Source organism: Colwellia sp. 12G3, assembly GCF_002836775.1.
Lineage (GTDB): Bacteria > Pseudomonadota > Gammaproteobacteria > Enterobacterales > Alteromonadaceae > Colwellia.
Genome location: NZ_PJAQ01000011.1, coordinates 1 through 11545, shown reverse-complemented (window position 1 = coordinate 11545; position 11545 = coordinate 1). Strand labels below are relative to the sequence as shown.

The following is an 11545-nucleotide window of genomic DNA, read 5'->3' as shown; positions in this document are numbered from 1 at the left end:
GGCTTTTTTAATACTATACCCATAATCATTCAAAATGGTCGATTCAGAGCATTTTGAATGGTCACGGGTATAAAATTAAGTACTAGAAAATAAGTAACTTAACTCTGTATTATTTAGTCACTAGCTCATATGAACTAACATATGACTTGGCTTCTCCAGGAATGACTTCCATAAGTTACAAAAACGCGCGATAGTGCCGCCATCGATAACTCTATGATCACCAGACCAACTTACTTGCATAATACTGCGTGCTACAACGTCACCTTGCTCATTAAAGCGTGGTAATTTTTGCAACTTGCCCAATGCAACAATAGCTACTTCGGGTTTATTAATAATAGGCGTCGCCACAGTGCCGCCTATTGCACCAATATTAGAAATAGTAATAGTGCCACCTTTTAGATCTTCACTGGCAACACGTCCACTACGAGCATCATTTGTTAAGCGCATAATGTCGTTAGCTAAATCCAATATTGACTTAGTTTGTACCTGTTTAATATTCGGTACAAGTAAGCCCACTTTAGAATCAACAGCCATACCAATATTATGATCATTAAAATAAGTAAGCTCGGTGCAATCATCATTTACTTTTGTATTAACCAATGGATATTCTTTAATCGCCAATGACATAGCTTTCATAAAGAAAGGCATCATAGTTAATTTGATATCTTGCTTAGCGTAGACTTCTTTTAATTCGCCACGTAAAGCGATAAGTTCAGTTAAATCAATTTCTTCACAATAAGTAAAGTGTGGAATAGTACTGACACTATTTTGCATCGCGGTTGCCATAATTTTCTTAATACCGCGAATTGGCTCGACACTTGTACCACCGATAGCACCGCCACCGGCAACTAGAGTTGATACAACACTTGCGCCATTTTGGCTATAAGCAACCACATCATCTTTATAGACACGGCCTTTTTTACCACTACCTTCAACTTGATGAATATTAATATCAAGTTCACGTGCTACACGTCTAACCGCTGGGCTTGCTAGCGCTTTTGCATTGTCTTTAGTGTTACAAACAACCGGCTCTGCTTTTACGCTCTCCGCTGGTGTTTTAACTTCCGGCTTAACTTCGGACTTAGGCTTAGATTCAGGTTCAGCTTCAACAGTATCATTAGCACTGATGTCACCTTCAGGGGTCATAGAAAAAAGTGGCGAATGTACCTTGGCAATATCACCTTGTTTATAAAAAAGCTTTTCCACAACGCCTGAATACATAGAAGGTATTTGCACTAACGCTTTATCCGTCATCACATCAGCAATAGGCTGATCTTCAACAATCACTTCACCTTCTTTAACTAACCATTCGACGAGTTCACACTCAACGATACCTTCACCAATATCAGGTAATATAAAATCAATACTCATGTTCTGTTTCCTGCTAATAGAGAGTTATCGTTAAAAGTTAACGGTCTTTTTAATGGCTTCATACACTTTTAGATGATCGCTAACATATTCTTTTTCTAACGCTAAAGGGTATGGCGTATCTAAACCACAAACTCGTGCAATGGGCGATTCAAGGTGTAAGAAACATTCACTTTGAACGGTTGCAGCAATTTCACTAGCAAAACCGGCCGTTAATGGCGCTTCTTGACTAATAAGTAAACGGCCAGTTTTCATGACAGAATTAGTAATCGTTTCTATATCCCAAGGTAAAATAGTACGTAAATCGACTACCTCACAAGAGATACCATCATTGCTAGCCATTTGTGCCGCTTTTTCAATGATTTCCATCTGTGCGCCCCAAGCGAGTAAAGTAATATCTGTACCCGTTTGTACCACTTCAGCTTTACCTAGTGGTAATTGATAATCTTCTTCAGGTACTTCACCAACCGAGGCACGATATAAACGCTTTGGTTCAAAAAACACCACCGGATTATCATCACGAATAGAAGCAAGCAATAGGCCTTTAGCTTGATACGGATTACGTGGAATAACAACTTTTAAGCCAGGCGTATGAGCAAAATAAGCTTCAGGTGATTGACTATGATACAAGCCACCAGCAATACCACCACCGTACGGACTACGAATAGTCAATTTACCCACATTGAATTCATTACCAGTACGGTAACGAAATTTAGCGGCTTCATTAACGATTTGATCAAAAGCCGGAAAAATATAATCGGCAAATTGAATTTCAGCAATAGCAACAGTGCCTTGAGCAGCTAAACCATTAGCAAAACCAATGATGCCCTGCTCTACTAGCGGGCTGTTAAAGCAACGCGCTTTACCATATTTTTCTTGTAAACCACTTGTCGCGCGAAATACACCACCAAAATGACCAACATCTTCACCAAAACAAACCGTGCGCTCATTTTCAGCCATGGCAATATCAAGTGCGCTATTAATAGCCTGTAATAAATTAATTTGCGCCATGATTAAAATTTCCCTGCGGTAAATGGGTAAGCTTCTGGGTATTTGTTGACATGTGCTTTCACTGCATCTAACTGCGCTTTTAACTGCGCTGTTGGTACATCATAAACATCGGTTATCATGGTATCTATATGAGGTTTATCTATTTTCTCAGCTACTTTTACTGCGGCTAATACTTCTTCTCTGTACTTTTCGAACAGGGCAGTTTCTTTTACTTCATCCCACCACTTTTGTTTAAGCATCCAGTTTTTCATACGTGCAACAGGATCATGACTCTGCCATTTCGCTTCTTCTTCCTTGGTACGATAACCCGACGGGTCATCAGAGGTAGAATGCCCTCCAAGACGATAAGACATCGCTTCAATTAACACTGGCTTACTTTCTTTTACCGCATAAGCACGCGCAATTTGCGTGGCTTTAAGTACAGCAAGAATGTCATTGCCATCAATACGAATGGTTTTCATGCCATAACCAACACCACGAGAAGCAATACCGTTACCTTTAAATTGCTCATCGGTAGGTGTAGAAATCGCATAACCATTATTTCGACAGAAAAATATAACTGGCGCTTCTTGTACTGCTGCCATATTTAAACCGGCATGGAAGTCACCTTCTGATGCCGCGCCTTCACCAAAGTAACAAAGGGTAACCGCATCAAGTCCCTGTAATTTTTGCCCGTAAGCATAACCTGCTGCTTGAGGTATTTGCGTAGCAAGTGTTGAAGATACCGTCATACAGTTCAGTTCTTTAGAGCCGTAATGTATCGGCATTTGACGGCCTTTACCTAAATCTTCAGCATTACTAAACATTTGGTTCATAAAGTTTTCGATACTAAAACCACGAAACATTAATGTGCCTTGTTCACGATATTGCATCATTATCATATCTTGCGGCTGCAATGCCGCAGCACCACCAACACTGGCAGCTTCTTCACCTAAAGCCGTCATATAGAAACTCAAACGACCTTGACGTTGTGATGCCACCATACGTTCATCTAATACACGATGAAAGGCAAGAGTTTGATAAATTTTTGTCGCTAACGCTTGATCTATATCGGGTAAATCAGCCTTGGGATAAGTTGTACCGTTTTGGCGTAAAATTCTCAGTTCAGGAATTTCAACACTGGTTCCGTCGATAAAAGTAGGCTGATGCACCACTGGTCCATCATCATAAATTTCTGTGCTCATAATGTTCTCTCTGTTCCCCTAACACACAATATAATTGCGATTAGCGTCTGCGAAAATGTATAGCTAGGATTAATTATTTTTTTTAGTATAGCTAATTTATACCTGCCCCTAAGTGAGAAGTAGGTACGCCGTAATAACTTATTCAAACTTTACCTTTACGTCAACTGACATTCAATAAACAAAGACAATGAATTGCCATGAAAGTCACCAAAAATGAGCAATATTCTTTACAGTGGAGTTAAAACAGAGGTAGAGGGGATTTAGAAGGAATAGAGGGTTATCACTCGATTTAGCGATAACCCTTAAATAGCAGTAACTTACAAGCCTGCCGTTTCAAATGAAGCACTAACAATAGCTTGTGCTTCACTAATAATGATTTCTAAGTGTTTTTCATTTATAAAACTTTCAGCATAAATTTTATAAATATCCTCTGTACCTGAAGGACGAGCGGCAAACCAACCGTTATCTGTTACCACTTTTATACCACCTATTGCAGCATTATTACCGGGAGCATGAGAAAGCACCTGGATGATTTTGTCACCTGCAAGTGTTTGTGCTTTGACATCATCACTTGATAACGCTGTTAGTACCTGTTTTTGTTCGAAAGAAGCAACTGCCTCAACCCGGCCATAGCAAGGTTCGCCTAGGGTTTTAGTTAGCTCAAGATAATACTGATAAGGGTCTTTTCCGGTAACAGCAAGAATCTCTGCCGCGAGTAAAGCCAAGATAAAACCATCTTTATCTGTAGTCCACGTACTTCCATCACGAGAGAGAAAAGACGCTCCAGCACTTTCTTCACCGCCAAAGGCATAGCTAGCATCAGCCAAGCCATCGACAAACCACTTAAAACCTACCGGTACTTCTGATAACGGGCGTGAAAGTTGTTTAGCAACTCTATCAATCAAGGAGCTAGAAACTAAGGTTTTGCCTATTTTACAACTTGTTGGCCAATCTCTATGAGTCATTAGGTAGTGAATGGCAACGGCAAGGTAATGATTAGGGTTCATTAAACCACCAGTGGGCGTAACAATACCATGTCGGTCAAAATCAGGATCATTACCAACACTTATATCGAAATCATCTTTCATGGCAATTAATCCTGCCATGGCATATTTTGACGAACAATCCATGCGAATTTTGCCATCTTTATCTAATGGCATAAAAGCAAAACTACTATCAACGACTTCATTAACAATAGTCATATTCAACTGATATTTTTTGGCTATAATCGGCCAGTAGCCGATCCCTGAACCGCCCAACGGATCAACACCAATAGTGATACCCGCTTTTGAAATTGCCGCCATATCAATAACTTGATCAAGCTGGTCAACATAATGGCTAATAAAGTTTTCTTTACTTAGCAAAGGCGATTGTAACGCTTCAGGGTAAGGCCGTTGCTTAACATCAATTAAGCCTGCGGTAATTATTTCATTAGCCCGCTGCTCAATTTTTTTGGTAATGTCGCCTTCCGCCGGACCACCATGGGGTGGGTTATATTTAATACCACCATCACTGGGTGGATTATGCGAAGGAGTAATAACAATACCATCAGCAATATTGTCAGCATCAGATTTATTATGACTAATGATTAAACGAGATATCACTGGCGTCGGAGTATAGCCATTTCCTGATAAAGCGTCGCTTTGTATTACGACATTAACGCCATTTGCAACAAGTACCGAAATAGCATTAGCAAAAGCTGGTTCAGATAACGCGTGGGTATCTTTACCTAAGAAAAGAGGGCCATCAATAGCATTTTGTTGTCGATATTCCGCAATAGCTTGGCAAATAGCAATAATGTGCTGCTCATTGAAACTACGCTTACTGGCACTACCTCGGTGACCCGAAGTGCCAAACCTAACTTGCTCTGTGGCTAGGTTGACATCAGGAACTTGTAAAAAATAGTCACTGACTAACTGACCAATATTAATTCTATCTTCGGGACGAGCAGGTTTACCGGCAAAAGGGTGGATACTCATATTTTCTTCTTATTATTATCGGTATTAGTCAGCGTTACTTCACTAAAGCAACTCTCGAATTTTTTCAACATCAATATCACTATAACCTAATGATATTGATGCTTTGGTTAACATCATTTTTTTACGTGTGGTGTTAGAGTTGGTAATCACCCAAAAAGGACTTTCTGGTATTTGACGAGGCTTAGTACTGCTACCACTTTCGGCTAATTTATTTTCACTATTAGCAAAGTATAATCGATCACGACCACTTATTTCTGTCACTACTGAAAACTGTTCAGGGTGAGCACGATATAATGCGGCAAGAATTAATAAGAACCGACCGACCGCACCACGTTGCATGGCCAACTCTTCTTTATTAATAAAGTTAAACACTGTTTCATGACTGATTGGTGTAACGATAACTGCAGCGTTATTCTCAGACTTTTTAGTCTCTGTAATTTCAGTTTTTACAGCTAAGCTTTCAGACTCTAGCTGCGTTTTAACTTCAAGCACAGCAGGAGGTTCGTTAACGGTAACGGTTTTTACCTCGGCTTCTAAACCCAAGTTTAGTAAACGACGTAAAATGGCAGAGGCACTTTCACCAATGAACTGAGTATTGGTGGCAATATATTGATAAAGCTCTTCATCTATTTCGATGTTTTTCATTGTTACCCTTAACTTAAATAATTCGCGGAAGATTATATAGGGAAATGCCAGTCGGTTGAACTCATTTATTTGCAAATAGTCGCTAAAAACATGACAATATTGTTAATAATGAGCAAATAGAAAATAATATTATCATGATAAAACAAGCTGAAATACTAAACTATAAACAAATTGGTACGGGTAAACACATAGTACTAATACATGGATTATTTGGTAGTTTAGAAAATCTTAACATGGTGGCAAAGCCATTATCCCAAGACTATTGTGTTACCAGTGTCGATGTTAGGAATCATGGTAATTCGTTCCATGCGAGTACCATGGAATACGCTGAATTAGCTCAAGACGTGATCAACTTATTAGATTATTTGAAAATTGACACTTGTGTATTACTCGGTCATTCGATGGGTGGAAAAATAGCGATACAAGTCGCTTTGGAGCAACCTGACCGTATTACAAAGTTGCTAGTAGCTGATATTGCACCGGTAAGTTACCCCGCACATCATTTAAGAATAATAGAGGGTTTACAAGCGACCGATTTATCGCTCGTTGTCAAACGAAAAGATGCTGATACGCAACTAGCACCCTATGTCGATAACATCGGCGTTAGACAGTTTTTATTACGTAACCTAGCCTTAGACTCACAAGGTAAGTTTGCATTTAAATGTAGTCTTGCCGATATTAGCTTATGTTATCCACAAGTGATGAAAGCTAATGAACTACCCGCGAATAGAACAGCTTACTTAAGACCAACCTTGTTCATTAAAGGTGGTCATTCTGATTATATTCTACCTGAGTATAAAGAAGCTATCATGGCACTTTTGCCCAACAGCACCGCAAAAATAATTCAAGGTGCGGGCCATTGGCTTCATGCTGAAAAGACTATTGCTTTTAATAAAATCGTCGCTGACTTCATTAAGACATAATCACTTAAAACGATTAATAAAATAGGACTTATATTGGTCGACTTCCACTATCATTGATAAAGATCAAAATGCTTACGACCACCAAACGTTATGATTATTTTCCTAATAGCCCAAAATGCTAATGGAATGGCGCAAAGGGTATGCTATAATGCGGCCAATTTTTTGGCCTTAGTTTTATTTGGCCTTAGCGTAATAAGAAACAATCAATCACTATGCTAGCAGAACATTTAGAGCTTATTGAGGCTATTGGCCTTAATTTATTTTTCCTTTTTATCTTTGGCTTTATCGGTCTTTCTATTTATGATGTGATGAATAAAAACGACGTGCCAAAAATGGGTAAAGTGGTGGTATATTTTGTTTTATTTTTAGGCTGTGCCGGTTTTATTGCTAAAGGTATTATCCAGTTTATCTGGGAAAGTCAGGGTGTTGGCTAACTCATGGCAAAAGAAATAACGGACTTAACCACTATCGACTTGTTCAGTGATGAAAGACGTCCTGGACGTCCGAAAACGAATCCAAACTCGCGTAGTGTGCAGATAAAAATAAACAAACGAAATCAAGTAAAACGTGATAAAAATAATGGCTTAAAACGAGTTGAGTTTAAAGTCCATCACAGTTTATTCGAACAATTAGAGCAGTTAGCTGAAACTCAACAAATGAGTCGTAGCGAATTAATAGAGTCGCTGTTAATAGAATCATTAGCAGCACACATTAAGTAATATTCTTTTTTAGAAAGCACAATAAGGTAGCATTTCATGGCAATCGTAGGTTTATTCTTCGGCAGTGATACAGGTAATACTGAAGCAATTGGTAAAATGATCCAGAAAAAATTGGGTAAGCAAATGGTTGATGTTAAAGACATTGCCAAAAGCACTAAAGAGGAAATCGCTGAGTTCGATTTACTTATTTTAGGTATTCCTACCTGGTATTACGGTGAAAACCAATGTGATTGGGATGATTTTTTACCTGAATTAGAAGCAATAGACTTTACTGATAAGCTAGTGGCAATCTACGGCTTAGGTGATCAAGAAGATTACTCGGAATACTTTTGTGACGCTATGGAGCCATTACGCGACATCGTTGAGAGTAAAGGCGCTATCGTAGTTGGTAATTGGCCGACCGAAAGTTATGAATTTGAAGCGTCAAAAGCGCTTGTTGATGAAAACACTTTTATTGGTTTATGTATTGATGAAGACAGACAAAGTGAGCTAACTGAAGCGCGTGTTGATAAATGGCTTGTTCAACTAAATGATGAAATGTGTTTAGCTGAATTAGCTTAACAACCTCTATAACCTTAATTAAACCAAGGTTATAATAGAAAAAGCCCATTATTTGGGCTTTTTTTTTAGCATTAACCACCAATGCACGCGATTTATCCAAAGAATTAAACTAAAGCTTTTCTCTTCCTCGATAACCCCCTATAATTTTGCTATTAAATTACATTATCACTTTAGAGACTTAATATGGCTGAGCAAAACGAAGAACTTAAAAGAGCTGGATTAAAAATCACCCTGCCTAGAATAAAAATCCTTTGTATTCTTCAACAGCCAAATAATCAACATATCAGTGCCGAAGATGTTTATAAATTATTATTAGAGCAAAATGAAGAAATTGGCTTAGCTACAGTATACCGAGTATTAAACCAATTTGATGATGCTGGTATCGTGACCCGTCACCATTTTGAAGGGGGTAAATCAGTATTTGAATTAGCACACAAAGCCCATCACGACCATTTAGTTTGCTTGAAGTGCGGCAAAGTTGTCGAATTTGAAGATAATGTCATTGAGCAAAGACAAAGTGATATTGCCGTTGCACATAAGATTAAACTTACTAACCACAGCCTATACCTTTATGGTGAATGTGAAGATGAAATCGCTTGTGAAGTATTTAGAAAGAAGAATCAATAAAGCCGTTTGAATTAGCTTACTTTTAGGCCTTATTCTATAGATTTTATAAAAAACGCTGTGATAGCAATATCACAGCGTTTTTTGTTTTTAATCCTATGCAATAGAAAAGGCTCTATGCTTTTTTCAAGTAAGCAGATACCAAAACGATACGGGTGCCATTAACTTTGCCTTCAATATGCTCTGGATTATCAGTTAAAGTGATACCACGTACCATGGTGCCCTGCTTAGCAGTAAAGTTTGCCCCTTTAACTTTTAAATCTTTAATCAAGGTAACATTATCGCCATCTTGCAATTCTGCACCATTACTATCGCGCGTTGGCCCATCTCTGCGTTCTGCCGCTAAACCTTGCTCTGCCCACGTTTTAACTTCATCTTCTAAGTAAATCATATCTAAAGCATCTTGAGCCCAACTCTCAGAAGAAAGCTTGTGCAGCATACGGTAAGACATAACTTGAACCGCCGGCTCTTGATTCCACATGCTATCACTTAAACAACGCCAATGGTTTAGGTCTAACTCGCTTTGACCTTCTATTTGCGATAAACAATTTTGACATAGGTAAATAGATTGCTGAGCACTTAAATCGCTTGTTGGTGGTACAGGGTAAACTACTAACGTTTCAGTACTGGTACAAAGTTCACAGCTATTATTGCTACGGTTTTTTAATGCTTGTTCTGTAGGCATAGTTTTTCCAAAAATGGTCGTTGTTTTAATGGCGTAATTATACGCGCATCACCTTATATTTCTATGAAAAAACTCACTTTAACTGCTAATTCTCATCGTTTAACAATTAGCCCTAGACAATGACTATTCTTCAATGATAAAACTCGCTCATAATAAAAACCTTTATCAACAGGCTTACCTATGACGAGCGAAAACATACATAACGCATCTTTTATTCAGAAAATAAAGTCGACTAGTTTGGTGAGCCAAATTATTGTTGCTATTATACTCGCCAGCTTATTAGCAACAATATCACCTGAATCAGCCAAAACCTTTGGCATGCTAGGCAGCTTATTTGTTAGCGCATTAAAAGCCGTGGCACCCATTCTTGTTTTGGTTTTGGTTACCTCAGCCATCGCTAATCAAAAAATCAACAGCAGCGCAGAGTTAAAACCTATCGTTAGCTTATATTTTATCGGCACGTTAAGTGCGGCTTTTATTGCCGTGTTATTAAGTTTCGCTTTTCCTACTGAGCTAACTTTAGAGCTTGCCGGTGCTACTGCTAACCCTCCACAAAAATTAACCGAAGTATTAGCTACACTCGCTTTTAAAGTAGTAGAGAACCCTGTAACGGCGGTCGCTAATGGTAATTTTATTGCTGTGCTTGCATGGGGATTAGGCCTAGGGTTTTCCTTAAAGCATGCCAGTGAATCAAGCAAGGTGATGGTACATGATTTAAGCGAAGCTATTTCTAGTGTCGTGCGAATCGTAATACGTTTTGCGCCACTGGGCATCTTTGGTTTAGTGGCAAATACAATCGCTACTACCGGCTTTAGTGCCTTAGCTGAATATAGTCATTTGGTAGCAGTACTACTTAGCGCCATGTTAATTATCGCTTTGCTAGTTAACCCGATAATTGTTTTTATTATCACTAAGAAAAATCCTTACCCTTTAGTGTTTACGTGTCTTAGAGAATCTGGTATCACCGCATTTTTCACTCGTAGCTCAGCGGCAAATATTCCGGTTAATATGGCCTTGTGTAAAAAGTTAGATTTACATGAAGATACCTATTCTGTATCCATTCCACTAGGTGCCACTATCAACATGGCGGGGGCAGCAATTACCATTACCGTATTAACTTTGGCTGCAGCGAATAGTTTGGGTATTGAAGTAAGCTTTGCGACAGCTATTTTATTATCCGTAGTTGCCTCTATTTCAGCTTGTGGTGCTTCTGGTGTCGCTGGTGGTTCGTTATTACTTATTCCATTAGCCTGTAGCTTATTTGGTATTAATAATGATGTTGCTATGCAGGTTGTTGCTATTGGCTTTATTATTGGTGTTATTCAAGACTCCGCGGAAACTGCTTTGAACAGTTCAACAGACGTAGTTTTTTCTGCTGCTGCATCGCACCATATAACAAAAGCCTAGGGTTATAAAGGCGCTGAACTTCACACCTTAAGCGCTATTTAAATGCTATATGTAGATGTAAAAAAGGCAGCTAATACAAATGGTATTAGCTGCCTTTTTATTTGAATCTAACTTGTTCTAATCTATTTTCTTTAATGTTTATTACCTAACCTGAACTTCGGATAAGCGAATTTGCCCAATAACGCTATTTAAGCGCCTATCAGCGTTATTTTTACTCCCAATAACCAGTTATTGGTTTGTAAAAATATCTTATACCAATTTGATTAAATTTCTTCCCAACTCAGAGCTCTGCTCGATGTTCAATAACAAGGAAAATTTGTTTCGGTTTAGTCATTCTAAATCAAATAAACTTAACTATGTTAGTGGACATCGAGAAAACTCCCAGAGGGCGAGTTTAAAAGGTTTACATGCTGCGTTATTGATTTTGATAAGGACGCTA

The 11545-nt window shown here is 38.5% G+C and carries 12 protein-coding genes; 6 read left to right on the top strand and 6 right to left on the bottom strand.

The annotated features are described in order from the left end of the window. Positions 1 to 120 precede the first annotated feature (120 nt). The 5 genes from CXF71_RS04370 to seqA form a co-directional block, all read right to left on the bottom strand. Positions 121 to 1371 (bottom strand): dihydrolipoyllysine-residue acetyltransferase, encoded by a 1251-nt coding sequence (locus CXF71_RS04370; protein ID WP_101231761.1) that lies wholly within the window; start codon positions 1369 to 1371, stop codon positions 121 to 123. A 30-nt stretch (positions 1372 to 1401) separates the two neighbouring features. Then, positions 1402 to 2379, bottom strand: coding sequence for an alpha-ketoacid dehydrogenase subunit beta (locus CXF71_RS04365; RefSeq protein ID WP_101231760.1), 978 nt, complete (start codon positions 2377 to 2379; stop codon positions 1402 to 1404). A 2-nt stretch (positions 2380 to 2381) separates the two neighbouring features. Then, complete coding sequence (locus CXF71_RS04360; RefSeq protein WP_101231759.1) at positions 2382 to 3563, bottom strand: thiamine pyrophosphate-dependent dehydrogenase E1 component subunit alpha; 1182 nt, start codon at positions 3561 to 3563, stop codon at positions 2382 to 2384. Between the two features lie 317 nt (positions 3564 to 3880). Then, entirely contained in the window at positions 3881 to 5542 is a 1662-nt protein-coding gene (gene pgm, locus CXF71_RS04355) for a phosphoglucomutase (alpha-D-glucose-1,6-bisphosphate-dependent) (protein ID WP_101231758.1), read from the bottom strand. A gap of 42 nt (positions 5543 to 5584) precedes the next feature. After that, positions 5585 to 6187 carry a replication initiation negative regulator SeqA gene (seqA, locus tag CXF71_RS04350; RefSeq protein ID WP_101231757.1) on the bottom strand — a complete coding sequence of 201 codons (603 nt, stop codon included), beginning with the start codon at positions 6185 to 6187 and terminating at the stop codon, positions 5585 to 5587. A gap of 134 nt (positions 6188 to 6321) precedes the next feature. Here seqA and CXF71_RS04345 point away from each other — a divergent pair, with 134 nt between their 5' ends. From CXF71_RS04345 to fur, 5 genes are all read left to right on the top strand, one after another. Next, positions 6322 to 7110, top strand: coding sequence for an alpha/beta fold hydrolase (locus tag CXF71_RS04345; protein WP_101231756.1), 789 nt, complete (start codon positions 6322 to 6324; stop codon positions 7108 to 7110). Between the two features lie 212 nt (positions 7111 to 7322). Then, the gene (locus tag CXF71_RS04340) at positions 7323 to 7544 is read left to right on the top strand and encodes a DUF2788 domain-containing protein (RefSeq protein WP_033093948.1); all 222 of its coding nucleotides are present in this window, start codon (positions 7323 to 7325) and stop codon (positions 7542 to 7544) included. Between the two features lie 3 nt (positions 7545 to 7547). Further along, positions 7548 to 7829, top strand: coding sequence for a LexA regulated protein (ybfE, locus tag CXF71_RS04335; RefSeq protein ID WP_101231755.1), 282 nt, complete (start codon positions 7548 to 7550; stop codon positions 7827 to 7829). A 36-nt stretch (positions 7830 to 7865) separates the two neighbouring features. Further along, positions 7866 to 8390: a flavodoxin FldA gene (gene fldA, locus CXF71_RS04330; protein WP_101231754.1), complete on the top strand. Its 525-nt coding sequence runs from the start codon at positions 7866 to 7868 to the stop codon at positions 8388 to 8390. A gap of 183 nt (positions 8391 to 8573) precedes the next feature. After that, a complete protein-coding gene (gene fur, locus CXF71_RS04325) occupies positions 8574 to 9017 on the top strand; it encodes a ferric iron uptake transcriptional regulator (RefSeq protein ID WP_101231753.1) in 444 nt (147 codons plus the stop codon). Positions 9018 to 9129: 112 nt separating this feature from the next. Here the strand turns inward: fur and CXF71_RS04320 are convergent, their stop codons facing one another. Beyond that, positions 9130 to 9699, bottom strand: a complete 570-nt coding sequence (locus CXF71_RS04320) for a PhnA domain-containing protein (protein WP_101231752.1) — start codon at positions 9697 to 9699, stop codon at positions 9130 to 9132. Between the two features lie 180 nt (positions 9700 to 9879). Here CXF71_RS04320 and sstT point away from each other — a divergent pair, with 180 nt between their 5' ends. Continuing rightward, entirely contained in the window at positions 9880 to 11106 is a 1227-nt protein-coding gene (gene sstT, locus CXF71_RS04315; protein ID WP_101231751.1) for a serine/threonine transporter SstT, read from the top strand. Positions 11107 to 11545 lie beyond the last annotated feature (439 nt).

Excerpts from the sequence above, each read along its gene's own strand:
- CXF71_RS04360 (WP_101231759.1), bottom strand. The coding sequence starts at position 3,563 with ATGAGCACAGAAATTTATGATGATGGACCAGTGGTGCATCAGCCTACT.
- sstT (WP_101231751.1), top strand. The coding sequence starts at position 9,880 with ATGACGAGCGAAAACATACATAACGCATCTTTTATTCAGAAAATAAAG.
- pgm (WP_101231758.1), bottom strand. The coding sequence starts at position 5,542 with ATGAGTATCCACCCTTTTGCCGGTAAACCTGCTCGTCCCGAAGATAGA.
- ybfE (WP_101231755.1), top strand. The coding sequence starts at position 7,548 with ATGGCAAAAGAAATAACGGACTTAACCACTATCGACTTGTTCAGTGAT.
- CXF71_RS04320 (WP_101231752.1), bottom strand. The coding sequence starts at position 9,699 with ATGCCTACAGAACAAGCATTAAAAAACCGTAGCAATAATAGCTGTGAA.
- fldA (WP_101231754.1), top strand. The coding sequence starts at position 7,866 with ATGGCAATCGTAGGTTTATTCTTCGGCAGTGATACAGGTAATACTGAA.
- CXF71_RS04370 (WP_101231761.1), bottom strand. The coding sequence starts at position 1,371 with ATGAGTATTGATTTTATATTACCTGATATTGGTGAAGGTATCGTTGAG.
- fur (WP_101231753.1), top strand. The coding sequence starts at position 8,574 with ATGGCTGAGCAAAACGAAGAACTTAAAAGAGCTGGATTAAAAATCACC.
- seqA (WP_101231757.1), bottom strand. The coding sequence starts at position 6,187 with ATGAAAAACATCGAAATAGATGAAGAGCTTTATCAATATATTGCCACC.
- CXF71_RS04365 (WP_101231760.1), bottom strand. The coding sequence starts at position 2,379 with ATGGCGCAAATTAATTTATTACAGGCTATTAATAGCGCACTTGATATT.
- CXF71_RS04340 (WP_033093948.1), top strand. The coding sequence starts at position 7,323 with ATGCTAGCAGAACATTTAGAGCTTATTGAGGCTATTGGCCTTAATTTA.
- CXF71_RS04345 (WP_101231756.1), top strand. The coding sequence starts at position 6,322 with ATGATAAAACAAGCTGAAATACTAAACTATAAACAAATTGGTACGGGT.